This window comes from Mesorhizobium delmotii, assembly GCF_900149755.1.
Lineage (GTDB): Bacteria > Pseudomonadota > Alphaproteobacteria > Rhizobiales > Rhizobiaceae > Mesorhizobium > Mesorhizobium delmotii.
The window spans coordinates 198,784-223,032 of record NZ_FUIG01000046.1 but is presented as its reverse complement, the minus strand read 5'-3'; the positions used below and the strand labels follow the sequence as shown (position 1 = coordinate 223,032).

Here is a 24,249-nt window from a genome sequence, read left to right as displayed (position 1 = left end):
ATTGTTCCCGAACTCGCACTCATTCGGACGCCATGGACGTCGCGTAGGGTTGGCCCTTACCAGCGCAATGTGGGCAAAAGGTGACAGGTTTTTTAGTCAAACCTAACGCATTTCGGTGGGCGCATCGGCTCCGATCAGCGTCAGGCCGGACGTCAAAACGTCCGAAACAGCCTGCACCAGCCCTAGTCTGGCATGCGTCAATTGTCGGTCGTTAACCTTAACAAAACGTAAGTCCGGATTCTCGGTACCGCGGTTCCAATGTCCGTGGAAGCTGGAGGCGAGATCGTAGAGGTAGAATGCCAGCCGGTGCGGCTCGAGCGCAAGGGCCGCGGATTCAATCAGCCGCGGATATTCGGCAAGCTTCCTGATCAGGCCGATCTCGCCTTCGTCGGTCAGCGAAGCGGTGGCGGCGGCCAGCCGACTGCGATCAAAATTGGCCTCGCCCAACTGTTCGCTCGCCTGCCGGAACACCGAATGGCAGCGCGCCGAGGCGTACTGCACATAAAACACCGGATTGTCCTTCGACTGCTCTGTCACCTTGGTGAAGTCGAAATCGAGCGGCGCATCGTTTTTGCGGTACAGCATCATGAAGCGGATCGGATCGCGGCCGACCTCCTCCACCACTTCGCGCAGCGTCACGAAATCGCCCGACCGCTTCGACATGCGCACCGGTTCGCCCTCGCGAAAAAGCCTCACCAACTGGCAAAGCAGCACGGTAAGCCTCACCTCGTCGCCGGAGATCGCCCGGGCGAGCGCTTCCAGGCGCTTCACATAGCCGCCATGATCGGCGCCAAGCACATAGATCAGCTCGACGAAACCGCGATCGACCTTGTCCTTCAAATAGGCGACGTCCGCGGCGAAATAGGTGAAGGTACCGTCCGACTTGACCAGCGCCCGGTCCATGTCGTCGCCGACCGCCGTCGAGCGGAACAGCGTCTGCTCGCGATCCTCCCAGTCGTCCGGCTTCTCGCCCTTGGGTGGCGGCAGCTTGCCCTTGTAGATATGGCCTTTGAGCGTCAAGTCGCTGATCGCAGAGCGGATTTTCCGGGCGTTGTCGGCGTGCAGCGTGCGCTCCGAGAAAAAGACGTCGTGATGCACATTGAGCAGCGCCAGATCCTCACGGATCATCGCCATCATCGCATCGATCGTCCTGTCCTTGACGATGGCAAGCGCTTCCTCGTCGGCCATCTGCAGCAAGGAGCGGCCGAATTCGCTGGCCAACCCCCGGCCGACCGGGATGAGATAATCGCCCGGATAAAGCCCGGCAGGAATCTCGCCGATATCATCGCCGAGCGCCTCGCGGTAACGCAGCATGGCAGAGCGGCCGAGCACGTCGATCTGCGAACCAGCGTCGTTGATGACATATTCCTTGGTCACGTCATAACCGGCGAAGGCCATCAGATTGGCGAGCGCATCACCCACCACGGCGCCACGGCAATGGCCGACATGCATCGGCCCGGTCGGGTTGGCCGAGACATATTCGACGTTTGCCTTCTTGCCGCCGCCGACGGCCGAGCGGCCGTAATTGCGGCCTTCGCCGAGCAGCGCAGTCAGGTGCACCTGCCAGAATGCGTCCCTGAGCCTGAGATTGACGAAGCCCGGACCGGCGACGTCTGCGGCGGCGATGTCGATGTCGGCACGGAGCGCCTGCGCCAGCTTTTCAGCCAGTGCGCGTGGGGACTGGCCGGTCGGCTTGGCCAGCACCATCGCGGCATTGGTCGCCAGGTCGCCATGGCTGGGGTCGCGCGGCGGCTCGACGGCGATGCGCGACAGGTCCAGCGAACCGCCATCCTTGTCTTTCAAATCAAGCGCTTCGACAGCTCTGGTGATTCGCGCGTTGAAATCGGCGAAGATGTTCATTGGTGTGGCTCTGGGGTGTGGCTCTGGCGGCTTTGCAGGGATCCGGCTCATTGGCCGGCAAAATCGAGCTCGGCCTAGCTTAATTCCGGCGTATGGTCAAACAAACGGCGGTGTTCTTTCAATGCGTAGGTATCCGTCATGCCCGCCAGGAAATCGGCGACGCTGCGCGCCTTGATGCGATCGTCGGCCCGGTCGAGCCCTTCGCGCCAGCCATCGGGCATGGCGCGCGGATCGGCGAAATAGACCTCGAATAGGTCGTTGACGATCTGCTCGGCCTCGTTGCGCACGCGCATGACCTCGCTGTGCCGGTAGAGATGCTTGTAGAGAAAGGCCTTCAATTCCTTTTCGAACGCGGCCATTTCGGCTGAAAAGGTCACCATCGTCTCGCCTGCCGCCCTTACCGCGTCGGCGCTGTCCGGCTTGATGCGGGCCAGATTGGCGGCGGTGGAAACGATGACATCCTCGACCATCATCGTGATCTGCCGGCGCATCAGTTCGTGCCCTGTCCTCACATCGTCGAGCGCCGGATAGCGCCGGCGCACGCCTTCAAGGATCGAGCCGGGCAGCGAGATCTTTTCCAGCATGTCCAGCTTCAGGATGCCTGACCTCAGGCCGTCGTCGATGTCATGGGTGTTGTAGGCGATGTCATCGGCGATTGCCGCGCACTGCGCCTCGATGCCGGCGAAGCGGTCGAGCTCGAGATCGTGCAGCTCCGAATAGTCTCGGATCGCTTGCGGCACCGGCCCCTTCAGGCCTTTTCCCCTGGCGTCGGTCAGCGGGCCGTTGTGCTTGACCAGCCCCTCCAGCGTTTCCCAGGTGAGGTTCAGCCCGTCGAATTCGGCATAGCGGCTCTCCAGCCGCGTCACCACGCGCAGCGATTGCGCATTATGGTCGAAACCGCCCCAGGCAGCCATCTTGTCGTTCAGCGCATCCTCGCCGGTATGGCCGAAGGGCGTGTGGCCGAAATCGTGCACCAGCGCCACCGCCTCGGCCAGGTCCTCGTCGCCGCGCAGCGCCCGTGCCAGGGCACGCGCAATCTGCGCCACCTCGATCGAATGCGTTAGCCGGGTGCGGTAATGGTCGCCCTCATGCGCGACGAACACCTGCGTCTTGTGCTTCAGCCGGCGGAATGCCGTCGAATGGATGATGCGGTCGCGGTCGCGCTGGAACGGCGTGCGGGTCGGGCTCTCCACCTCGTCGAACAGGCGCCCACGCGACTTTGCCGGATCGCAGGCATAGGCTGCGCGCGGCCGATAGCCGAATCCGATGTCGCCCAACTCATTTGTCATCGCCGCTGCCGCAGTTGACTTGCCCTCTCGCGCTTCATACCTATCATGTGAAACCGAAAGCAAGGTGACGCCCATGGGCGCTGATGCCAAGACTGCCGTGAAAGTCGAGATGACCGACGCCGCCGCCAGGCGGATCGCCAAGATTATATCTGGCGAAGCCGGGAAGAAGGCGCTGCGCGTTTCGGTCGAGGGCGGCGGCTGCTCCGGTTTTTCCTACAAGTTCGACCTTGTCGACACGCGCAACGATGATGACGTCGCCATCGAGAAGGACGGCGCCACCGTGCTGATCGACGACCTCTCGCTGGTCTACATGGGTGGGTCGGTGATCGATTTCGTCGACGACTTGATGGGCCAGTCGTTCCAGATCAGGAACCCGAATGCGGTCGCCTCGTGCGGCTGCGGCACCAGCTTCAGTATTTAGAAAATGCCTGCCATTAGCGCGGTCCGTCAGGTCGCGCTTTCAGCCGGGCGCGATCTCGATGCAACGCTGACGTTCTGGCATGACGTGCTCGGCATGACGGTGCACGCACGCTTTGATCCGCCCGGCATCGCCTTCATCATGGCCGGCGACGTGCGGCTGCTGTTCACCGATGGCCTGCCGGCCGGCACCGTCTATCTCGACATTTCGGGCCTCGACGATTTCCACGCCTCGGCAAAAGCCGCCGGTGTCCCCTTCACCGCGCCGCCGATGCTCGTCCATCGCGATACCGAAGGCCTGTTCGGGCCGGCGGGGGAAAGCGAATGGATGGCCTTCCTAAAGGACCCGGCAGGCAATACGATCGGCCTCGTCGAACGTCATCCGCCGGAACATCACTGAGGCCGTCATGAAAATCGTCACCTGGAACATTAACGGCGTTCGGGCCCGCATCGGCAATTTGACCCATTGGCTGACGGAAAGCGCGCCTGATATCGCCTGCCTGCAGGAGATCAAGACGGTCGACGAGCAGTTTCCGCGCGCCGAGATCGAGGCGCTTGGCTACAACGTCGAAATCTATGGCCAAAAGGGTTTTAATGGCGTCGCCATCCTGTCGAAACTGCGCTTCGACGAGGTTATCAGAGGCCTGCCGGGCGACGATGCCGACGATCAGGCGCGTTTCATCGAGGGCGTGTTCTCGACCGACAAGGGCGCGTTGCGCGTTGCCTCGCTCTACTTGCCGAACGGCAACCCGATCGATGACGAGAAGAAGTTCTCCTACAAGCTGTCCTGGATGGCGCGGCTGGAGCGCTGGGCCGAGGAAAGGCTCTCGCTCGAAGAGGCCCTGGTGTTGGCCGGCGACTACAATGTCATCCCCGAATACATCGATGCGAAATTCCCGGAGAACTGGCTCAGCGATGCGCTGTTCCAGCCGCAGACCAGGCAGGCGTTTCGCCGGCTGAAGAACCTCGGCTTCACCGAAGCCGTGCGCGCGGTCACCGACTCGCCGGACATTTTTACTTTCTGGGACTACCAGGCCGGCGCCTGGCAGAAGAACAACGGCATCCGCATCGATCACTTGCTGCTCTCGCCCGAGGCCGCCAACCGCTTTTCCTCGGTCTCGATCGAAAAGCACGTGCGCGCCTGGGAAAAACCCTCCGACCATGTGCCGGTGGCCGTCGAACTGGCTTTTGCGCCGATCTGATCATTTCGAGGTCCGGACCGCCGGATTCCCGGTTGATGGACCGTCATATCGCCACAATCGGGGGTTCCGCTGCAGTCCGGGTTCGGCCGGGGTTCAGAATGACGATCAGGTTTGCGATTTGCCTATGTGCCGCCGCGCTCGCCCTCGCGGCGACGCCGGCTTTTGCCGATCCTGAATGCTTGGCCAACGGAAAGTCATTCCAGATCGGCCAGGTCGCCTGCCTGACGCTTTCCGGCCGGAGCCACCTCGCCCGCTGCGACATGGTGCTCAACAACACGTCATGGACAAAGATTCGGGACGATTGTCCGGGAACCACGCTGGTGCCGCCGGCCACGCCGATTTCAACGCCGGAGTCCGGCCTCGTTCCGACTAAACCGACCGAGAATTGATCTCGGCTGTCCGACTTCGAGATACCCATTCTTCCTGACTATTGGCTTTGTGACTGGCTTCGCGACTACCGGTCGCCGCCGCCCTTTGTGAGGATGTCGTCGGCCAGCGAAATCGCGGTGCGGCGGTCGGCCTCGCCCGCGGCGGCAAACGCCTCTTCCTGCATGCCGCGTATCCATGGCTGGTCGGAAGGCGAGGCCCGCTCGAGTGCCGCGGTCATCATCGCCAGCCCCCGAACGATCTTGCCGCTCTGGAAAAGCAGGTGGCCGAGCGTCGCCTGCGCGCCGGCATGCCCTTTTTCCGCAGCGAGCTGGAACCACCGCCCGGCCTGCTTCAGGCTAGCCTTGACGCCGCCCTTGCCATTCAGAAAGATCTGGCCCATCTCGAACTGGGCATTCGGGTTGCGGTAATTGGCGGCGGCGCGCATGTAATATTCCTGGGCCGCCACCTCGTTCTCTGTGATGGGGCTGCCGGGGATGCCCTTCCTCAGATAATCGCCGAGCGCCACGAGCGCGTCCGACACATAGCTCTCTTCCGGCGAACCGGGCTCGACGTCCTGGTCGACGATCTCGCTGAAGAACTTGAACGCCGCATAATCGTCGCGCTCCACGCCGTCACCCTCGGCATACATACGCGCAAGCTTCCAGGTGGCGCCGATCTGGCCGTTTTCGGCCGCGTACTTATAAGCCTCCGCGGCCTGCTCCTTGCGGCCGTTCTTATAAGCGGAGAAGCCGAACTGAAACACCGCCCACGGGCTGGACTGCGGCTTCACGCCGGTCTTGTCGTCGAACACCTTGTCGTCGAAGGCCATGGCCTGGCCCGCGGCGCCCAAGGTCGCGCCAAAAGTGGCGATCGCGACCAGTGCCGAAAAGACAGACAACCTCAGCAACTCAGATATCCGCATAACAATGTGTTTCTTTCGCACCACCGGGATGGGTGACCGCGCCGTCGCGGGCAGGCCCTACCGTTTGCGCATACTTCCAGATCGCGCCCGACTGATAGTCGGTCGCGCGCGCCTTCCATGCCTTCGCCCTGGCCGCCAGTTCGGCGTCGGACAGCGCCACCTCGATCGTGCCGCTCACCGCGTCGATCGAGATCAAATCGCCATCCCTGAGCAGCCCGATCGGACCACCCACGGCGGCTTCCGGCCCGACATGGCCGATGCAGAAGCCGCGTGTCGCGCCCGAAAAACGTCCGTCGGTGATGAGAGCCACCTTGCCGCCCATGCCCTGGCCGTAGAGAGCAGCTGTCGTCGATAGCATTTCGCGCATGCCCGGACCGCCGCGCGGTCCCTCGTAGCGGATGACGAGGACCTCGCCTTCGCTGTAGCTGCGATCCGTAACCGCCTGGAAACATTCCTCTTCCGAATCGAAGCAGCGTGCCGGACCAGAGAATTTCAGCTCCGACATGCCCGCGACCTTCACGATCGCGCCTTCGGGGGCAAGGTTTCCCTTCAAGCCCACGACGCCACCCGTTTGGGTGATTGGTCGGTTGGCGGGACGGACCACATCCTGGCTATCATTCCATGCAACGTGCTCCATATTTTCGGCTAAAGTGCGGCCGGTCACCGTCAGGCAGTCGCCATGTAGATAGCCGTGGTCGAGCAACGTCTTCATCAAAAGCGGAATGCCGCCGGCCTCGAACATGTCCTTGGCGACATATTTGCCGCCCGGCTTCAGGTCGGCGATGTAGGGCGTCTTCTCGAAGATCCTGGCGACGTCGAACAGGTCGAACTTTATCCCGGCCTCATGCGCGATCGCCGGCAAATGCAGCGCTGCGTTGGTCGAGCCGCCGGTGGCCGAAACCACGGTCGCCGCATTCTCCAGCGCCTTCAGCGTGACGATGTCGCGCGGGCGGATATTGTTTGCGATCAGCTCCATGATCTTTTCGCCGGCGGCGAAATTGAAGCGGTCGCGCATCTCGTAGGGCGCCGGCGCTCCGCAGGAATAGGGCAGCGCCAGGCCGATGGCCTCGGCGACGGTGGCCATGGTGTTGGCGGTGAACTGGGCGCCGCAGGAGCCGGCCGACGGACAAGCGGCTTGTTCGATTTCGAGGAGTTCGGCGTCACCGATCGTGCCGACCGAGTGCTGGCCGACGGCCTCGAACACATCCTGCACGGTGATCTGGCGGCCCTTGTAGGAACCGGGCAGGATCGAACCGCCATAGATGAAGATCGACGGCACGTTGAGCCGCACCATGGCCATCATCATGCCGGGCAGCGACTTGTCGCAACCGGCAAGGCCAACCAGTGCATCGTAGCAATGGCCGCGCATGGTGAGTTCGACCGAATCGGCGATGACCTCGCGCGACACCAGCGACGATTTCATGCCCTGGTGGCCCATGGCGATGCCGTCCGTGACGGTGATGGTGCAGAATTCGCGTGGCGTGCCGTTAGCCGCGGCGACGCCCTTTTTGACCACCTGCGCCTGGCGCATCAGCGAGATGTTGCACGGTGCCGCCTCGTTCCAGCAGCTCGCGACACCGACCAGCGGCTGCGCGATCTCGGCCGCCGACAATCCCATCGCATAGAGATAGGAGCGGTGCGGCGCGCGCGCCGGACCGACGGTCACATAGCGGCTGGGCAGCTTGGTCTTGGAGATGACTCTGGCGTTCATACTCTTCCCTTGCCGCGAGCGGTGCGACCTGCCCCATTGCCGAGCCTTTTGGCACATGCCCTGAGACGAATTCGAGGTGCGCCGGGTTTATGGCGGGAAGTAGGCAATGTCGGCGAGCGCCCTTGTGGCGCGAGGGTTGTTCAGAAACTGTTGCCAAAACATCACGATCGCGTGAGGCAGAGGGAAGCGGCGTCGTTGCAACGCCGCTTGGTTGCCGGGAAGCCCCCCTCAAGTAAAAAAGTCGGGCATGACCCGGCTTTTTACTATTGAAAACATGCATTTAGAACTTGACTTTAACCGAAGCTGAGCCGGCAAGGAGCAGATCGTCGTCGTACGTGTAGGTGATGGCATTTGCCGTGTCGCCAACACCGGTGAAGGTCGACGACCCACTGGTCAGAACACCGATCGAGCCACCAAGTCTGACCTCGATCTTGTCGTTCGGCGAATAAGAAATGCCGCTGGCCACGGACCAGGTGTCCGACTGATAGCCGGAGGTCGTCGAGGTTCCACGGTCCCAGGTCAGCGAAACCGCGCCAGACAATTGGTCGGTGAACTTGTGAGCTATGCCGCCCGAAACCGTCCAGCCATCGCGATAAAGCAGATCGAAAGAAACGGACGAGGGTGTACCGAAAACCGGGTTAATCACGCCGTTAATTGGAATAATGCCAAGCTTGCTCCACTCCTGCCAGCGAACCGAGCCAAAGGCCAACCAGCCAGGCGCTATCCCGCTCTGCAGCTTGAATTCCACGGCCTGGGGTATCTCGGCCGAGGCGGAGACAGGGAACACTCCGGTAACATTTCCTAGCGGCCCACCTGCAAATCCGGTCGTGTCGACGGTTCCCGACAGTCCGTCATATTTGTAGCTCGAAGAGTACATCAAGCTTGCGCGCAAGGCGATTTCGGGAATTTCATAAGCGGCGCCCACGCGCCAACCCCATGCCTCGTCGGAAAGCTTGAATTTTCCGAGGCCGGTATTGCCGAAGGCCAGCAAGGTCTGGCGCGACAGAAACGCATCGACCTCCTGGTAGGAGACGCCGCCGATGAACCGCAGGGAGCCCTTGCCGACGTTTATCTTGTAGGAGCAGGTAAGGCCGAAATCATTTGTTTTGACGTAGTATTCGACCGCGGTTGGCGAATAGGCGTTGTTCATTCCGAAGTCTGCCTCCGCACCATACGGTTCCGTATAGCTCGCAAGGCAATCCACTGGTTCAAAAATGTTGGCCTTGATACCGATGCGCGGCACCGCATAGTCGCCGTCGACATCCACTGACGAAGACGACATTCCCGAGCCATCCAGGCGCTGCACATTCTTCAGTGTGCGCTGTGGCGAAACATAGGTGACGCCGGCGTCGAACGAATATGGCGCGGCATCAAACAACTGGTCAATGTTGACACCGCCCCGGTCGAAGCCGCCCGCGTTCGCAACGCCCGAAATCAACAGCGAAAAGCACCCCGCCCCCAGCAGCGCTCTCAGACGCAAATTGTTCATGACTCTCCTCCCCGAATACGAATGGAGGAAGCTAGAACCAATTCAGGTTAACGTCGCAACAACGAATTCTCGACGCGTACATGTACGCCTTCGCCGACCGCATTTTAGACAAAGTGGCAGCTTCACCGCAGAGCGGGAAAACGGCTCATTTGGCTGCAAATCGAGAAAAAAACTCGGAAAACTCGCATGGAACGGCGCAAAAACGGCCCGTTTTGCGAGAACCAATCCCATTGTTACATTATGGCAACAATAGGGCTAAAACATTCCGTTTACGTCAAGATTTACGCGGCGGAATGCTTATTTTCGTGGCAGGGCCCCGTCCGAAAAGCAAGTTCGGAGACTCGCGAACCTAGAGCATCGGACCCAAAGCGGCGCCCGGTTTTGGGACAATGCGATGAGATAGGTCAACCGGCTTCACGCACCCGTGTCAGCGCCACCGAAAGCTTTTCTTGCGCCTCGCGATATTCGGCGAGTTTTTCGCGCTCGGCTTCCACGACATCTTCCGGCGCGTTGGCGACGAATTTCTCGTTGGACAGCTTCTTGTGCAGGCGGGCGATCTCTTCGGTCACCTTGACCAGCTCCTTCTGCAGCCGCGCCGCCTCGGCGGTAAGGTCGATCAGGCTGCCGAGCGGCAAGCAGATGGTCGCCTCGTTGAGCACGATCTGGGCGGAGCCTTTGGGCGCCGCATCGACCAGCGAGATGTCGCCGACCCGCGCCAGCCGCTTGATGGCCGACGCCTGGCGCTCAAGCCTTTCGTGGGTTGCGGTATTGGCGCCGATCACCATCAGCGGCGCGATCGCAGCCGGCGGCACGTTCATTTCCGAGCGTACGGAGCGGATGCCGGAGACGAGATCGACCAGCCAGTTGATGTCGGCGGCCGCTGCCTCATCCTCGAAGTCTGGCGACGGCCACGCGGCATGGCAAAGCAGCGACGGCCGTTCCTTGCCCTCGCCTGATGTCTCAGCCCACAGCTCTTCGGTCATGAATGGCATCATCGGATGCAGCAGCTTATAGATCTCGTCGAGCACGAAGGCGACACAAGCCCGGCTTTCGGCCTTGGCAGCCTCGTCCGTGCCTGTGAAAACCGGCTTCAGCAGTTCCAGGTACCAGTCGCAGAACAGGTTCCAGACGAAGCGGTAGGCCGCGCCCGCCGCCTCGTTGAACCGGTATGAGGTGATGCCATCGGTGATTTCGCGCGCGGCGCGCGTCAGTTCGGTCAGGATCCAGCGGTTGACCGCCAGCTTGGCGTCGTTCAGCCAGAACTCGTCGTTCCTCGCGACGTCGTTCATCTCGGCAAAGCGCGTCGCGTTCCACAGCTTGGTGCCGAAGTTGCGGTAGCCGGCGATGCGGGCCGGATCGAGCTTCACGTCGCGCCCTTGCGCGGCCATCACCGTCAGCGTGAAGCGCAGCGCGTCGGCGCCGTATTCGTCGATGAGTTCGAGCGGGTCGATGACGTTGCCTTTCGACTTCGACATCTTCTGCCCGTTCTTGTCGCGCACCAGCGCATGGACATAGACGGTGTGGAACGGCTCCTCGTCCATGAAATGCAGGCCCATCATCATCATGCGGGCGACCCAGAAGAAGATGATGTCGAAACCGGTCACCAGCACGTCGGTCTGGTAGTAGGTTTTCAGCTCCGGCGTCTGGTCCGGCCAGCCAAGCGTCGAGAACGGCCACAGCGCCGACGAGAACCATGTGTCGAGCACATCCTCGTCGCGGGTCAGGATCTCGCCCGGCTTGAAGTTCTCGAGCTTGTCCTCGACCCAGGCCTTCCATGGCCCTTCCAGCGCCAGATAATATTCGACGGCGGCTGCGAGCGCCTCCTCCTCGGTCTTCTCGACGAAGACGCGTCCATCCGGTCCATACCAGGCCGGGATCTGGTGACCCCACCAGAGCTGGCGCGAAATGCACCAGGGCTGGATGTTCTCCATCCAGTCGAAATAGGTCTTTTCCCAGTTTTTCGGCACGAAATTGGTACGGCCCTCGCGCACCGCACGAATAGCCGGCTTGGCGAGCTCCGCCGCGTTCGCATACCATTGTTCGGTCAGGAACGGTTCGATCGGCACGCCGCCGCGATCGCCATGCGGCACAGCATGGCGATGCGGCTCGACCTTTTCGAGGAAACCGCCCGCCTCCATCAGCTCGACGATCTTCTTGCGCGCGACGAAACGATCGAGGCCATTGAGTTCGTCCCAGACGGCCTGGCGCTCGGGCGTCACCTCCAGCCCGGCGAGAAAGTCGTCATTGTCCGTGAGGGTGACCGCCGCCTCTACGGTGAGGATATTGATCGCTGGCAGCTTATGGCGCCTGCCGACCTCGAAGTCGTTGAAGTCGTGCGCCGGCGTGATCTTGACCGCGCCGCTGCCTTTCTCCGGATCGGAATATTGGTCCGCCACCACCGGGATCTTGCGGCCGACGATCGGCAGGACGAGGTTCTTGCCGACCAGATGCCGAAAACGCTCGTCGTCGGGATGCACCGCCACCGCCGTATCGCCCAGCATAGTTTCGGGACGCGTCGTCGCTACGGTGATGAAGGTTTTTGGATTTTCCGGATCGAAGACCTCGCCCTCGACGGGATAGCGGAAATGCCAGAGATTGCCGTTGACCTCCTGCTGTTCGACCTCGAGGTCGGAAATCGCAGTCAAGAGCTTCGGGTCCCAGTTCACAAGGCGCTTGTCCTTGTAGATCAGGCCTTCCTTGTAGAGCGTGACGAACACTTCGAGCACCGCCTTGGAAAGGCCCTCGTCCATGGTGAAACGCTCCCGGCTCCAGTCGGCGGAGGCCCCCAGCCGCTTCAACTGGTTTAGGATCGCGCCGCCGGATTCGGCTTTCCACTCCCAGACTTTCTCGATGAACTCATCGCGCGTCAGGTCGCGGCGGTGGATCTGCTTCTCCATGAGCTGGCGCTCGACCACCATCTGCGTGGCTATGCCGGCATGGTCCATGCCGGGCTGCCACAGCACGTTCTTGCCGCGCATGCGCTCGAAGCGCACCAGAATGTCCTGCAGCGTGTTGTTGAGCGCATGGCCCATATGCAGCGAACCGGTGACGTTCGGCGGCGGGATGACGATGGTGAAGGCTTCCGCGCCCTCCTCGGCGCCTGCGCCGGCACGAAACGCGTCGGCCTCCTCCCAGATTTTGGCGATCTTCGGCTCGACGATTTTGGCGTCGTAGGTTTTTTCGAGCATAGGGAAATGGTCCGAGCTGTCGGGTTTTTGCTGGTCCGGTGTAAATCGGAAGGTTTTGGCCAAGTCAACCGCGAGGCGGCAGGCGAGCGGGCTCGCCTGCCATACAGATAGATCGGACAAGATCACAGGCAATGCCACTGCCGAGGCCGTAGGCATTGCATCGCGCATCAACGAAGACGCCGCCCGCAGCGGCGGGGTTCATCCGTCGACCGTCGGAATTATTACTGCGCGCCGCGCGCCACGCGTTCGATTTCCTCGCGCACCAGCCGCTCGACCAGCGTCGGCAGATTGTTGTCCAGCCAGTCCTGCAGCATCGGCCTCAGCATCTCCTCGGCCATCTCGTCGAAGGTTTTCTTGCTACGGCTGGCGAAGGCATCGGAAAGCTCGCCGAAGGCGGCGGCGACCTGCCGACCCGTATGTTCGGAAAGGATCGCCGGACGAGCCGATGGCGCCTCGCTTGCCGGGCGCGCCAACCCGCTTCGCGACGGGGCCGGCTCGAAAGCAGGTTCGCCCGCGTCCTCGAAAACCTCGGCCTTCGGTTCGGCGTCCGGCGTCCGTCGCCCCTCGGCCCTGTCCGGGGTGTTGTCCGGCTTGGCCGCGGTCATCGCTTCGCCGACTGCGGCGATTTCCCGCCGCCAGTCGGCAACGATGCTGTCGGTCGTCTCCGCAACCCTTGCCATCGCAGGCGCATCTAGCTCTGGCTTGGCGGCCGGGACCGGTTCGGCCGCGACCCTGGCACCAGCAAGCGTCACGGGCGCTTTGACCGGAGCCGGATCGGAATGCACCCGCGGCTCCATGCGTGCGATGACGGGCTCGACGGCCGACGGTTGCGCCTGCACCTCGGTCAGCGTGACCGGCCCCCTGGCGTCCAATCCTGAACGCAATTCGGAGCGAAACGCGCTCACCTCCGGCGGCGCTCCGCCTGCCGCCGGCGGCGCTCCGCCTGCCTCTGGCGGCGCCCCGCCTGCCGCCGCTGGCGCCCCGCCTACCGCCGGTGCCGGCACGGCAACCGACGCCAGATCCTGCAGCAGGTCGTCCGCCTCATCCGGCTGCTTGCGGCCGGTATCGTTGTCCTCGATGATCCTCCGGATGGAAGCCAGTATCTCCTCCATGGAAGGTTCGCGCTGTACGCTGCTTGCCGTCGCCATCGTCACATCCGCCGCCCTTGTGACTCGTTGCAGATTTCCTGTCCGGCCAAAGCCGGATTCGAATCATGGCGACAGGGTAACCGACGGATCGCGTTACGAGAATCCCCAATCTGAGGGCATGTTGGATTTCAACAGATTAGAGCCCGCGCATTCCTTCGAACGCGCGGGCTCTAGTGCCTTGAAACTGGACGGGATTTGAAACTGTTGGCGCGATCAGCGGCCGTCCGGGGTGCGCAGGCCGAACCACTTGTCCTTGACCGCATTGTAATGCTCTTCGGGTCTGTATTTCGTCACCTGAAGGGCGAGACGATCGACCGAAAGACGACCGATAGCCGAGAGGATGGCATAGCTCGCCACCACCAAATCGCGTTCGGAACTGGCCTGGTTGATCTTGGCCGTGATGAGGGTGGCCTGGGCGTTGAGAACGTCGAGCGTGGTGCGCTGGCCGACATTGCGCTCCTCGATGACCCCGCTCAAGGCAAGCTGCGCGGCGGCGATCACCTGCCTGTTGGCCACCACCGTTTGCTGGGCTGCGATATATTGCGTCCACGCCGAGGTTACGGCTTGCCGCACGGTGTCGCGGCTTACATCCACCTCGATCCGGGCCTGGCTGAGCGATTCCTTGTTCTGGCGCACTATCGCCGACGTCCGCCCGCCCGAATAGATCGGTATAGTCAAGGTGGCACCAATGTTGGCCGAATTGGTTGTGCCATCGTCCCCCGTCCCGAGATCGCCGCCCGGACTCGTTCTGCGATAGTCGCTGGAAACGCCGGCGGAAGCCGAAAGCTGCGGCAGCAGCGCGCCTTCGGCCGATTTCACCGAAAACGCCGCCGCGTCGACCAGATGCTGGGTGGAGAGGATGGCCGGGTGCTCGCTGGCTGCAATCGCGATCGCCGCATCGAGGTTCGACGGCAACAGCTTCGACAGCGGCGAAGCGGCCCTGAGCCTGCCTGGCTCGTCGCCGACGATCTGGCGATAGGTCGCAGCGCTTGCCAGCGCCTGCGCGCGGGCGGCGGCCAGTTCCGCCACAGCGGAGGAGCGCTCGGCATCGGCCTGGGCCACGTCGGTGCGGGTGCCTTCGCCGACTTCGAAGCGCGAACGCGCGGCGCGCGCCTGCTCGGTCAGGAACTGCAGGTTCTGCTCCGTCAGCACCGCCACTTGGCGGTCGCGAATCACGTCCATGTAGGCGCTTGCCGCGTTGAACAGAGTGTTCTCTTCGGTGTTGCGCAGGCTCTCGAACGAGGCGCGGACCTGAGATTCGGCTGCAGCGACGTTGTTCCTGGTCTGAAAGCCGTCGAACAGGGTCTGGTCGATCTGGACGCCGAAGTTGCCGGTGGTCAAACGCGTGCTTCGGTTCGCGCCGGGTACATTGCCGCGGGCATTGAAATGGTCGCTGGAGTAGTCGATGTCGGCAGAACCGGTGATGGTCGGGCGCCAGCCGGACTTGGCGATGGCAACGCTCTCATCGGTGACGCGGACGCCGGCACGAGCCGAATTGAGCTCGGAATTGTTCTGGTAGGCTTTTGAAAGTGCACCGAGAATGGTTTCCGCCGAGGCGGCCAGCGGAGAAAGCGCGGTCGCCGAGAAAAGGACGGCGGCAAAAAGGCTCTTGCGTAAAGACGGCACGTTATTCCCTCATTCGTTTTGCATGGGAACCACACCGCGCCGGCTTCTCCCATTTGAGCAGCCGGCGCGGTGTGTTTCAGGTCCCCTGCTGTCAGCCCCCAAAAGAACACCCCGGTTATGCGGATCAGCAACGATTGTTCAAGCGCAAGCGAACATGACAACGCCTTTGCCGCAAGCCAAAATTACTCAGAATTCAAACGCACGAGCACGTTCAAATCCCGGTAGTGGCTTAATTGCCGCATTAAATGCGCCTCTCCCGGTTACACTCCCCCCTGTTTTCAGAAACAATCGGGCCACACCCGAATTCCCCTGCCCATCGACGGCGACGAGCCGGCCGCCTTCCGCAAGCTGGTCGAGCAGCGACTCCGGCACTTTCTCCACACTGCCGCCGATGAAAATGACGTCGTATGGTGCTCCCGCGGCATGGCCTTCCGGCAGCGGTGCCTTGACCACGCTGACATTGTCGCAGCCCAGCGCCGAAAGCGTCGACATGGCGGTCTCGGCCAATGCCGGATCGCTTTCCAGCGCGACGACCGACTTTGCCAGCCGCGACAGGATCGCCGCCGCATAGCCGGTGCCGCAGCCGACATCGAGGGCCGAATCGCCAGGGCCGATCTCGGCCAGTTGCATCAGCTTGGCCAGCGGCGAAGGCTCCATGAGATAGCGTGGACCGTCCGCTGCATTGGCAATGCGGATGTCCTCGTCGATATAGGCCAGATCGCGCTGGCCGGGGGCGACAAAGGCCTCGCGCGGCACGACAAGCATCGCCTCGAGCAGCGGCGCGCTGGTCACGTCGGTGGTGCGGATCTGGCCATCGACCATTTTCACCCGACGTTCGGCAAAATCAGCGCTCATGTTCCAACCAATCCGCCCAAAACCAATCTGCTTGCCGCGCCAAGACCGCGGCTCATTCGACCGGAATTCAAGCCCCCTGGCGCTGGTGCGCGGGAGCTTGGGCATTTGGAGGCCTCGCCCGGAATCGAACCGGGGTGCAAGGATTTGCAGTCCTCTGCGTAACCACTCCGCCACGAGGCCTCATTGCTCCCGGCGTTCCACCCGGTTCCAATAGGTTGCGGCGAAAATGCCGTCAAGCGGCCATGGTGCATTCCGGACGGTTTCCCCTTGGCCATGATGCCACGCATCGAATCGTCGATACGCATCCTGCAATTAAGATATTAGTTAATTGTTAAGTACGGAGCATGGCAAAGGGAAGCCCGGGACCTGGACCTTACGCGGGGTAAGCAGAAGGTCCGCCATTCTGAAGGAGATCTGCGAGGGCCGGAAAAAGCGCTCCGGGCATTGGCCAGATTTAGTCGAGCCGGAAAGGCGCCCCTTCACAGAAGCTTGCCCCGTCAGTTCGGCCGCCGCCGCCGCTCCCACCACACGACAAGCCGGCGCCGGTGGCGGCGCACCAAGGCAAACTCGTACGAGAGCACCAGCAATCCGATCGGAATCATCCAGAATCCCAGGATCGGCAGGAAGCCGAGAATGCCGCCGAAGATCAGCACGACGCCGATCGCAATCCTGAGGCCGCGCGAACGCGGCATAGTGAACTGACGGCCGAAGACCGATATTTTCCGTGCCGGTGGATGGTTGTGGCTCGCTGCGCTCATGTCTGGTTAAAGGTCCATTCGGGCAAAGTAAAAGCACCAGCTGACGAAAGCCGCAACCGCGTTTTCGGTTCCGCGCACCCCGTCAGACGGCTCATATGAGGACGCGCGCACATGATTGCCAGAAATCGTGGCACGAAAAAGCGTCGAAAAATACGAAATGCTTCTTTGCAAAGCCGAAACGGGTTTGCTATAGGCTGCGCCACTCACATGAGAGCCTCTGTTCCCCGGTAGCTCAGTGGTAGAGCAACCGGCTGTTAACCGGTTGGTCGCTGGTTCGAATCCGGCCCGGGGAGCCACTTCAAGCCTCAAAGCCTTATATCCCAACAGTTGCAAGGGTTTGCGCTTCCCCCGAGGTACACCTTCAGGTACACCGAAGGGTACACGGGAATGATGATTTTAGTGCAATATCTCCAGAAGCGCGGCAAGGCCGGATGGCGTTATCGGCGCAAAGTACCCCCTGCCCTCAAGGCGTTTCTCGGTCGCGGTGAGATCGTAATACCGCTCGGGAAGACCGAAGCCGAAGCGATGGCACGATACAAGAAGGTCCATGCCGAGGCAGAGCTGCAACTGAAAACCGCAGCACTGGGGGTCAAAGCGCCTCAGGCTGTCTCGCTCGGGGCTGCAGACACGCCCCTGAACCAATTCCAACGCGCCGACAAGCAAATCAGGCAATGGAAGCTTGACCCTGATTGGCAAAGCGGCGGCGGCGATTCCGACCACGAAGTGGTGGCGAGGGACGTGATAGCCGAGAGTATCGCCCAGAAATATCCAGTTGGAGACGACGGCTACCCCGTTGATGTCTCATCCAATGACGCCGCGCTGCTTCGGGCATTGATGTTAGGCAGCCGGGAAGTGCAGCCCGACCCCACCCTCGAAGACGCCCGGAAGCTCTATCTCGAAGAGAGGGTCGGGGACGACAAGACGAAGCAGATGGAACTCGATCGGATTTTCAAGCTGGTCAGAGAGGCGCTCGGAAGGGATCGGAAACTTAGCAGCTTGAAGCGGCAGGATGCTAAGGAGGTCCGCGCCCACATGATTGACGGCCGGAAGGCCTCATCCGTGGACCGTTACCTCAACGTGGTGCGCGCTGCTATCAATCACGCCATTCGCGAATATGACCTCAAGGTCACAAACTCCTTCATGTACCTGGAGGCGGCTCCCAAGGACAAGGCCGAGCCCGACAAGGACAAACGTCGCCCGTTCACTCTGGACGAAGCCGCAGCGATACGCGCCCGAATCATGTCAACGGCCAAGGAAGACCTTCAGCACATCTGGAGGCTCCTGGATGGCACGGGCAGCCGCCTTGCAGAAGCGTCCGGGCTCAGAGTGTCTGACATACACCTCGATCATGCATCCCCGCATATGACGGTCGAATGGCACGCTGACCGCCGCATTAAGAACAGGGTGTCTCGCAGGAACGTCCCTCTGATCGGTGATGCACTGGAGGCAGCACGCGCGGCGGTTAAGGCGGCTGGCAACGCGACGATGCTCTTTCCTGCCTATGGGAGGCCGCGAGGGCCGGCGTCAGCATCCGCTGCCCTTGGCAAGCATGTTCGGGCTTGTGTCTCTGACCCTAAGGCCACCACACACTCCCTTCGTCACCTGATGAAGGACCGGCTGCGATTGGCTGGCGTCACCAAGTCGGACCAAGACATCGTCCTTGGGCACTCTTCGGGTAGCGTTGGGGAGGACTATGGTGGCGACGAGGTGCGGCTTGAGGTGGCCAGACGGGCGCTTGAGAAAGCACTGTTAGGTGGTGGAAGATAACCGCTCATCCATCTTGGGCGTCACCTTGATCTTGACCGCATGTGTGGCACTTTTCAGGGTACAAACCCTCGTCACCGGAAATAACATCGCCCTTGCATCCACCGGCCTCGCAGCTTTTTCGCACAACAGGGAATGTACCATTACACATAAGGCAATGGATGCTTTTGCCGTCTTTATCTAAGTGTGCGGTCTTGCAAGCATCAAGGTCGAGATCAGCATATCGAGTGTTAGCGGCGTCGATACAGTGGTGACATAGATACCTTCGCTTGCTCTTGGCTTCTCCAAAGAGAGTTTTAAATTCTGCCTTCCCGAGCACGGCTACGGTCGTTGGCAATTCATGCATGACTTCCATATGCGGGGAAGAGTACTTGTAATCATGAAAGTATGACGTCCGAGTTTGCGACGCAAATTCAACCCGATCCTTCAACCATAGGCGATCTTTCCAGAGTTCAGGGTATTGAAATGCCAATATCCCGACTAATTCCTTCGGCTCGAATTTCTTACTCGACCCGCCCAGGTGCGCAATCGTATTTCTCAGAGAGCGTATGAGGTTATACGTCTGTATAAACTTATCCGACAGAGGGGTTTGGCATAACGAATTTACAGCCGAAGGCAGATCAACCGCGTCCAATGTTCTGAACTCTGAAAAATCTATATCTCCGCGATTTTTGCTGAATTTTGGATCGCTTTTTAGAAGCAAGAGGAACGGGCTCACCTTGCATACCTTTGCCTTTAGGGCCAGTTCATTCGATTGTTGAATGATAGCACATATTGATTGCAATTCTGGCTGGCAAGCCTCCAGATACCCCAGCCTCTCTTCGGCCCAACCATCATCTTCTGCCGGATCAAACTCGACCTCGTAGGCAAGTTCAAAGTCGTCCATCATATTGATTAAGCTGCTCCATGCAGAAAAGTAGAGCCGGAGCGCAACGTCGTCTAACGATCCTGAAGTCGGGATATTTACGATCATCGGATATGCCTACGTGGGCCTGCAGTTTTGGACTTGAGGAGGCCGTTTCCCCGAAAACGGCAACTCGGCGCAATGGAGATCGTGTTATCCCAATGCTGCGACCACGATCTGACTGGCCACCTGTGCTTCCACTTCGGCGGAAATCTCCGAATAGAGGTCAACCTCTTTCCCTTCAGCAGTGATGGATATCGCAAGTGCGTACCGAGCCTTGTCGGTTACCCGCTTCTGCCCGAGGTGCGATTTCCACCAGCCGCCTACTGGAAAGATCGCGATATGATCATGGCCAGCAAGATCGACCGCATACCCGCGCCAGAGGTCGCAGTGGAGAGAACCGGCTTGTACGGCCTTAGGCCCCAGGAGCCAACGGCTCGGCTCACTGGGCTGCTTGTCGGTGCCGACAGCCTGCCCCTCAGGTTCATCGTCAACCGCGTCGACCTCCGGCCTGCTAAGGCGGCTCCGGAACTCATCGTCAGTCTCAAGCCGCTTCTTCAACTCGAAGCGCAGCCCGAAAGAGCGGTAAGTCTCCGGCCGTGTTGCGGCGCGCCCCGAGAGGTTTGGCTCTATGAAATAAGAGAGCGTGACTTTCATAACAACGATGACGTTCTCAAGCGCCTGCAGCGCAATACGTGGCCACGGCAACTCATAAAAATGCATCTCGTTGAACACAGCGCTACCGCCCTGCCCAAGTGCGAACGGTTGAATCTCGGCTTGGGCGAGCAAAGTGACGTCGTTCCGCGCCGAGGCAACTGCTCGCTCAAGGCTTGGAACGCCGAACCCGACATCGCGAAGGAGAAGCTGTTTGGCCCCCTTGCTTGTGCCTTTCCAATGCGCGCCCGTACCGATCAGCTTCTTGCGAATTGGGCCGGGCCAATCAGCGGATTGCACCACCAAAGCGCGGTAAGTCTCGGGCCATAATCCGGGCACGACCGCCTTTAACCGCCCTACAAAATTCCCGGCCATGGCAGTCGCTGCACTTGTCGCCCAGAAGGGCACCAAGGGCTCGCCGACTACGTCAGAACCGGTTGCAAGAAGTGACACCGCTGGATGCCAGTCGCAGAAATTTGCGGGATCGATCATCATGTTCCCGGCCTCGAAGAGCACCTCAGGTTTGATCGGAGTGAGTTCTCCCACAAGGTACTGAGAGCCGGTGCTAAAGGGACTCTTGTCGTTCACTGCTGCCAGCGGCGTTAGATTCGCAACCAATTCGCTCTTCGTGGTGAAGCCACCCACTGTCAGCGCGTTCCAACTCTGCGCCGGGTCTTCGATTGTGTGGTGTTGCTCGACTTCATCCCGAGGCCCTCCGATCACATTGCCGCCCGCCACCAACGTGAGCCGCTTCGGATGATCCTTGGCAGCGACATTGTTCTGGCGTTCGCCGGGCATCGAGCCTGCACTGATTTGATCCAACGCACCGCTCCACGATGAGGGCGAGTCAGGAGCGAAGAGGTCAGTTGAGGAGGCGATGCAGAAACTCCGCTGAACATTCGGGCGTTCGATTTCAGCGATGGAAACTGCGGATTGGGTGACAATGCCATAGGCTGATGGGCGGTTCGGCGGGAAGCCGTTCGGCGGCAAGAACTTCACCGATTCGACATAGTGGCTAAGGCTTACAGGCTGATTGTCGTTCATGCGCCAAAGAAGGTCTCCGTGGAGCACCATTCCGGCCATTGGCGTTCCATGGCCTCCATGTGGGTGATGGTCATCCGTGCCCCATTGGGCGTCGATGGTCCACGCTCCAGCAACGCCGGGGGCAATGAGCGGGTGTGCCGCCGCGACGCCCGTGTCGATGACGCAAACCGTGGGTGCATCGTTCGGCGGGAGCTGCATGCGCCCAACAAGCTCTTCGACCCAATCGTGTTGCCCGAAGCCGCCACCATCGAGTTCCAGGAAGGGTTCAATAGACCCCTCGGCTCGACGCACTTCCCAAACGGCGCCGGGGATGCGCGCAAGGAACGTTGTCAACGCCCCAGGCGAGCCGTGAACGAAGACGACCTCGGAGTCAGGGAATTTCAACCTGTTATCGTGCACTTCGAGGTGGGCATGTTGAGCCGCATTAATTACGGCATTAGTGCGAGGCCCCAGCTTCTCTGTCGAAGGCTCCCTTACCCACAGCTCCCACCAGTGCGGCTCCGGCGCGTCGAAATCGACCTCACCGCCAAAGAGTGTCCGGGCCTCGGCAGCCCGTATGACTTCGATGGGTTCAAACTTCGGGACATCGGGACGCTTCTTGTTCCCCAAGTTCTGAGCGCCATAAGCACCTATGCGACCGAGAAGGTAGTCGCGCGCATCATCTGGGACGAAGAGGACAGCTCTTTCAGTCCGGTCATCCTGTCGTGTGGAGTGAAGCACCACAATGTCCTGAGCCGGGTAGTCCAGAGCGGGTGTTTTGGTTGGCCCCTTCCGTTCACTGTCGGGCACCATCGTTTCAAGCTCGACAATCGCGCCTCGCTTCTGTCCTACGATATCTATTCGTGCATCCTGATCGGGAGCAGGTATAGCGCCGAGTGCGGCGGTAAGGTGTTGAATTAGGAATTGGGCGTGGGCGTGGTAGTCATCACGCTGCGGCTTGCGATCTTGAGGCCGATTGGGGAACTCGTACTGCGCAGGCGCTCGAAAAGCCTCAATTCGTATGTGCGCTAACTCGTGCGCTGAAAAGCCATCACCTTCTTCAGCCATTCAATCCGCCCCTCCCCAGGAACTATCAGCGATAGACGTTCAGTCGCCCCTTGAATGCAACGCGGTCACTGAGGGCCGCACGAAGTGCCAACACCGAAAGTGTTTCAGTTCCTCCCAAAATCGCATCCTTAACGACGGTGTCAGCCGCACGGACCAACTCGCCTTGGCTCAGGCCCTCAGTCGCGCTCGCCACCTCGGCCCAGGCCTTTGCCGTCATCTTTAGCCGCCCAAGCCGACGGACAAGAATAGCGCGGGCCGCTTGGTGATCTGGGACGTCATACTCGACGATCTCATCGAACCGTCTCGCCAGTGCCTTGTCGAGGATCTCCGGGTGATTGGTTGCCGCCACAACGAGGCTATCTGTCGCATTCGGCTCTTCCATGAAGGTCAAGACCGAATTGAGCACTCGTCGGATTTCGCCCACGTCATTGGTATCACCCCGACTCGACCCCATCGCGTCAAATTCATCAAGCAGGTACACCGCTCGTGTCTTCGCAACTTGATCGAATAGGAGACGAAGCTTGCCGGCTGTCTCACCGAAGAAGCGACTGAAGAGGGCATCAAGCCTTACCGTAAAGAGCGGAAGGTGGAGCTCGCCAGCAAGAGCAGAAGCTGTCATCGTTTTTCCGGTGCCCGGCGGACCGACCAGTAGGAGATGGGTTGCAGGCACCTGCCCATGATTGCGCAGCAGCGCGCGTTCCGACTGCTGCCGCACTACGCGATTGAGCCGGGTCCGAACGCCGTCAGCGAGCACCATGCTATCAAGGCTTGTCTTCGGATATGAGCTTTGAACAAGTTCTTGAAGTTCTCCTCGTGGCCTTGCGAGGGGGATTACCGATTGCCCCTTAGGCGGGTTAGTTCCCCGCTCGCGCATGCGTTGAACGAGCCGCTTCAGCTTCTCGGCGTCGACGGAGTTGCCATTGCGGGCCTCTTGCGCAGCCACCTGCAGCGCAATCGACATGAATTGGTCTTCATCCCCGGCCACGTGGGAGCTGAGAAGTGCTATGAACTGCTTCGTCGACATCAGCGCACCTCCGCAATCGTTGTTTCAAGAAGAATGTCCGTACTCAGTGCATGTTTCTGAGTCTCGGTGCTATAGCAGAGTCCAAGTTTCCAAGCCATTTCACTTGGGCATGAGGTGTATGTGCGCAGCGTAGAGCGGTCCGTCTTGAACACTCCTCACTTCTCATCCCGCCAGATGATCCGTCGCACCATCCTGATTTCGGCAAGCTGCCTAACCTGGATGCTCTCCCGTTCCCGCGCCGTAGGGTTCTGTGTCTCGGCGTGCATGAAGTCGTTCTTGCCGCACCGTTCGCAGCTCATTTTGCTCCCCACCAGTTCGGCCTCAATGTCCCCTAAGATTTCCCTCAGATCGCTCGGTTGATACCAGCGCTTAACATTGCAGAGCCCGCACTGGACACGCACAAGCTGCCCTGCCTCGTGGGCATTGCTGAGCTTCCATTCGCTTCCGCGCTTACGTCTTCCACCAGTGTCAGGCATGACCCCAAGATAGGAACTCATTCCTCCTCTGGTCAATTCGCTCTTGACAGTTTTGTTCCTATTTTGTTCACTGCGCCAATGCAACGTTTGGAGGCACCGCCATGGACAAGAGGCCGCCCTACAGGCCTACGGCCCGACAGGTTCGTTGCCGTCTACAAGGGCGACGTGATGAAGGCGCTCAAGGAAATGATGATCCTTAACGGGCACCTTCAGGAACCGCTTGATGCACTCTCGGCACCGCGCCGGGCAACGCGATAGGAGGTACCACAATGGGCATTATGCACTTGGACCCCGAGGCCAAGGCGGAACTGCACTCTGAGGCGGAGAAGCTAATCGCTCGCTATGACAGCCCGCTTGAGACGGTGAAGGCGCTCATGGCTTACAACTGTGAGCTTGAGACCCAGATCGTCGCCCTTGCACATCGTCATCCGGGCTTGGTGCATGTCAGCTACGACGACACGCCTGCTATCTTGGGCTGACAGCCGTGGGCGCTCACGCGAGG

At 60.6% G+C, this 24,249-nt stretch carries 20 protein-coding genes and 2 tRNA genes; 7 read left to right on the top strand and 15 right to left on the bottom strand.

Annotated elements, in window-relative coordinates:
• Nucleotides 1-102: 102 nt before the first annotated feature.
• Both argS and BQ8482_RS28615 read right to left on the bottom strand, forming a co-directional pair.
• Entirely contained in the window at nt 103-1,860 is a 1,758-nt protein-coding gene (argS, locus tag BQ8482_RS28620) for an arginine--tRNA ligase (protein WP_123150645.1), read from the bottom strand.
• A 74-nt stretch (nt 1,861-1,934) separates the two neighbouring features.
• Nucleotides 1,935-3,149 (bottom strand): deoxyguanosinetriphosphate triphosphohydrolase, encoded by a 1,215-nt coding sequence (locus tag BQ8482_RS28615; RefSeq protein WP_123150772.1) that lies wholly within the window; start codon nt 3,147-3,149, stop codon nt 1,935-1,937.
• A gap of 73 nt (nt 3,150-3,222) precedes the next feature.
• Here BQ8482_RS28615 and erpA point away from each other — a divergent pair, with 73 nt between their 5' ends.
• The 4 genes from erpA (at nt 3,223) to BQ8482_RS28595 (ending at nt 5,157) form a co-directional block, all read left to right on the top strand.
• Nucleotides 3,223-3,570, top strand: a complete 348-nt coding sequence (gene erpA / locus BQ8482_RS28610; RefSeq protein ID WP_123150644.1) for an iron-sulfur cluster insertion protein ErpA — start codon at nt 3,223-3,225, stop codon at nt 3,568-3,570.
• A 3-nt stretch (nt 3,571-3,573) separates the two neighbouring features.
• Nucleotides 3,574-3,966, top strand: a complete 393-nt coding sequence (locus BQ8482_RS28605) for a VOC family protein (protein WP_123150643.1) — start codon at nt 3,574-3,576, stop codon at nt 3,964-3,966.
• 7 nt (nt 3,967-3,973) lie between these two features.
• Nucleotides 3,974-4,768 carry an exodeoxyribonuclease III gene (gene xth / locus BQ8482_RS28600; RefSeq protein ID WP_123150642.1) on the top strand — a complete coding sequence of 265 codons (795 nt, stop codon included), beginning with the start codon at nt 3,974-3,976 and terminating at the stop codon, nt 4,766-4,768.
• A gap of 98 nt (nt 4,769-4,866) precedes the next feature.
• The gene (locus BQ8482_RS28595; RefSeq protein ID WP_123150771.1) at nt 4,867-5,157 is read left to right on the top strand and encodes a hypothetical protein; all 291 of its coding nucleotides are present in this window, start codon (nt 4,867-4,869) and stop codon (nt 5,155-5,157) included.
• A gap of 65 nt (nt 5,158-5,222) precedes the next feature.
• Here BQ8482_RS28595 and BQ8482_RS28590 read toward each other — a convergent pair whose 3' ends face one another.
• The 9 genes from BQ8482_RS28590 to BQ8482_RS28550 all read right to left on the bottom strand — a co-directional run bounded on the left by BQ8482_RS28590 (nt 5,223) and on the right by BQ8482_RS28550 (nt 16,834).
• The gene (locus BQ8482_RS28590; protein ID WP_123150641.1) at nt 5,223-6,059 is read right to left on the bottom strand and encodes a tetratricopeptide repeat protein; all 837 of its coding nucleotides are present in this window, start codon (nt 6,057-6,059) and stop codon (nt 5,223-5,225) included.
• Entirely contained in the window at nt 6,046-7,770 is a 1,725-nt protein-coding gene (gene ilvD / locus BQ8482_RS28585; RefSeq protein WP_123150640.1) for a dihydroxy-acid dehydratase, read from the bottom strand. The genes BQ8482_RS28590 and ilvD overlap by 14 nt, the downstream gene beginning before the upstream one ends.
• A 280-nt stretch (nt 7,771-8,050) precedes the next feature.
• Complete coding sequence (locus tag BQ8482_RS28580) at nt 8,051-9,259, bottom strand: OmpP1/FadL family transporter (RefSeq protein ID WP_123150639.1); 1,209 nt, start codon at nt 9,257-9,259, stop codon at nt 8,051-8,053.
• Between the two features lie 404 nt (nt 9,260-9,663).
• Nucleotides 9,664-12,447, bottom strand: a complete 2,784-nt coding sequence (locus BQ8482_RS28575; RefSeq protein ID WP_123150638.1) for a valine--tRNA ligase — start codon at nt 12,445-12,447, stop codon at nt 9,664-9,666.
• A 221-nt stretch (nt 12,448-12,668) separates the two neighbouring features.
• Entirely contained in the window at nt 12,669-13,595 is a 927-nt protein-coding gene (locus BQ8482_RS28570; RefSeq protein WP_123150637.1) for a PopZ family protein, read from the bottom strand.
• Between the two features lie 213 nt (nt 13,596-13,808).
• A complete protein-coding gene (locus BQ8482_RS28565) occupies nt 13,809-15,221 on the bottom strand; it encodes a TolC family outer membrane protein (protein WP_123150636.1) in 1,413 nt (470 codons plus the stop codon).
• A 186-nt stretch (nt 15,222-15,407) separates the two neighbouring features.
• Entirely contained in the window at nt 15,408-16,076 is a 669-nt protein-coding gene (locus BQ8482_RS28560) for a protein-L-isoaspartate O-methyltransferase family protein (protein WP_123150770.1), read from the bottom strand.
• A 106-nt stretch (nt 16,077-16,182) separates the two neighbouring features.
• Nucleotides 16,183-16,256, bottom strand: a tRNA-Cys gene (locus BQ8482_RS28555).
• A gap of 317 nt (nt 16,257-16,573) precedes the next feature.
• Nucleotides 16,574-16,834, bottom strand: a complete 261-nt coding sequence (locus BQ8482_RS28550; RefSeq protein WP_029353198.1) for a hypothetical protein — start codon at nt 16,832-16,834, stop codon at nt 16,574-16,576.
• Nucleotides 16,835-17,055: 221 nt separating this feature from the next.
• Here BQ8482_RS28550 and BQ8482_RS28545 point away from each other — a divergent pair.
• Both BQ8482_RS28545 and BQ8482_RS28540 read left to right on the top strand, forming a co-directional pair.
• A tRNA-Asn gene (locus tag BQ8482_RS28545) sits at nt 17,056-17,130 on the top strand.
• 91 nt (nt 17,131-17,221) lie between these two features.
• Nucleotides 17,222-18,601, top strand: coding sequence for a tyrosine-type recombinase/integrase (locus BQ8482_RS28540; protein WP_133254854.1), 1,380 nt, complete (start codon nt 17,222-17,224; stop codon nt 18,599-18,601).
• Between the two features lie 4 nt (nt 18,602-18,605).
• On the opposite strand, the gene BQ8482_RS28535 is transcribed toward BQ8482_RS28540, so the two are convergent.
• The 4 genes from BQ8482_RS28535 to BQ8482_RS28520 form a co-directional block, all read right to left on the bottom strand.
• Nucleotides 18,606-19,571 (bottom strand): hypothetical protein, encoded by a 966-nt coding sequence (locus BQ8482_RS28535; protein WP_133254853.1) that lies wholly within the window; start codon nt 19,569-19,571, stop codon nt 18,606-18,608.
• Nucleotides 19,572-19,655: 84 nt separating this feature from the next.
• Nucleotides 19,656-22,247, bottom strand: coding sequence for a S8 family peptidase (locus BQ8482_RS28530; protein ID WP_123150633.1), 2,592 nt, complete (start codon nt 22,245-22,247; stop codon nt 19,656-19,658).
• A gap of 25 nt (nt 22,248-22,272) precedes the next feature.
• A complete protein-coding gene (locus BQ8482_RS28525; protein ID WP_123150632.1) occupies nt 22,273-23,271 on the bottom strand; it encodes an AAA family ATPase in 999 nt (332 codons plus the stop codon).
• Between the two features lie 155 nt (nt 23,272-23,426).
• Nucleotides 23,427-23,768 (bottom strand): hypothetical protein, encoded by a 342-nt coding sequence (locus BQ8482_RS28520; protein WP_244603013.1) that lies wholly within the window; start codon nt 23,766-23,768, stop codon nt 23,427-23,429.
• Between the two features lie 248 nt (nt 23,769-24,016).
• On the opposite strand from BQ8482_RS28520, the gene BQ8482_RS28510 reads away from it, so the two are divergent.
• The gene (locus BQ8482_RS28510; protein ID WP_123150630.1) at nt 24,017-24,226 is read left to right on the top strand and encodes a hypothetical protein; all 210 of its coding nucleotides are present in this window, start codon (nt 24,017-24,019) and stop codon (nt 24,224-24,226) included.
• Nucleotides 24,227-24,249: the final 23 nt, after the last annotated feature.

What these genes read in the sequence shown, in the direction of transcription:
- BQ8482_RS28530 (WP_123150633.1), bottom strand. Translation starts at nt 22,247, where the DNA reads ATGGCTGAAGAAGGTGATGGCTTTTCAGCGCACGAGTTAGCGCACATA.
- BQ8482_RS28525 (WP_123150632.1), bottom strand. Translation starts at nt 23,271, where the DNA reads ATGTCGACGAAGCAGTTCATAGCACTTCTCAGCTCCCACGTGGCCGGG.
- BQ8482_RS28590 (WP_123150641.1), bottom strand. Translation starts at nt 6,059, where the DNA reads ATGCGGATATCTGAGTTGCTGAGGTTGTCTGTCTTTTCGGCACTGGTC.
- xth (WP_123150642.1), top strand. Translation starts at nt 3,974, where the DNA reads ATGAAAATCGTCACCTGGAACATTAACGGCGTTCGGGCCCGCATCGGC.
- argS (WP_123150645.1), bottom strand. Translation starts at nt 1,860, where the DNA reads ATGAACATCTTCGCCGATTTCAACGCGCGAATCACCAGAGCTGTCGAA.
- BQ8482_RS28535 (WP_133254853.1), bottom strand. Translation starts at nt 19,571, where the DNA reads ATGATCGTAAATATCCCGACTTCAGGATCGTTAGACGACGTTGCGCTC.
- BQ8482_RS28540 (WP_133254854.1), top strand. Translation starts at nt 17,222, where the DNA reads ATGATGATTTTAGTGCAATATCTCCAGAAGCGCGGCAAGGCCGGATGG.
- BQ8482_RS28560 (WP_123150770.1), bottom strand. Translation starts at nt 16,076, where the DNA reads ATGAGCGCTGATTTTGCCGAACGTCGGGTGAAAATGGTCGATGGCCAG.
- erpA (WP_123150644.1), top strand. Translation starts at nt 3,223, where the DNA reads ATGGGCGCTGATGCCAAGACTGCCGTGAAAGTCGAGATGACCGACGCC.
- BQ8482_RS28580 (WP_123150639.1), bottom strand. Translation starts at nt 9,259, where the DNA reads ATGAACAATTTGCGTCTGAGAGCGCTGCTGGGGGCGGGGTGCTTTTCG.
- BQ8482_RS28595 (WP_123150771.1), top strand. Translation starts at nt 4,867, where the DNA reads ATGACGATCAGGTTTGCGATTTGCCTATGTGCCGCCGCGCTCGCCCTC.
- BQ8482_RS28520 (WP_244603013.1), bottom strand. Translation starts at nt 23,768, where the DNA reads ATGAGTTCCTATCTTGGGGTCATGCCTGACACTGGTGGAAGACGTAAG.
- BQ8482_RS28605 (WP_123150643.1), top strand. Translation starts at nt 3,574, where the DNA reads ATGCCTGCCATTAGCGCGGTCCGTCAGGTCGCGCTTTCAGCCGGGCGC.
- BQ8482_RS28510 (WP_123150630.1), top strand. Translation starts at nt 24,017, where the DNA reads ATGGGCATTATGCACTTGGACCCCGAGGCCAAGGCGGAACTGCACTCT.
- BQ8482_RS28570 (WP_123150637.1), bottom strand. Translation starts at nt 13,595, where the DNA reads ATGGCGACGGCAAGCAGCGTACAGCGCGAACCTTCCATGGAGGAGATA.
- ilvD (WP_123150640.1), bottom strand. Translation starts at nt 7,770, where the DNA reads ATGAACGCCAGAGTCATCTCCAAGACCAAGCTGCCCAGCCGCTATGTG.
- BQ8482_RS28550 (WP_029353198.1), bottom strand. Translation starts at nt 16,834, where the DNA reads ATGAGCGCAGCGAGCCACAACCATCCACCGGCACGGAAAATATCGGTC.
- BQ8482_RS28575 (WP_123150638.1), bottom strand. Translation starts at nt 12,447, where the DNA reads ATGCTCGAAAAAACCTACGACGCCAAAATCGTCGAGCCGAAGATCGCC.
- BQ8482_RS28615 (WP_123150772.1), bottom strand. Translation starts at nt 3,149, where the DNA reads ATGACAAATGAGTTGGGCGACATCGGATTCGGCTATCGGCCGCGCGCA.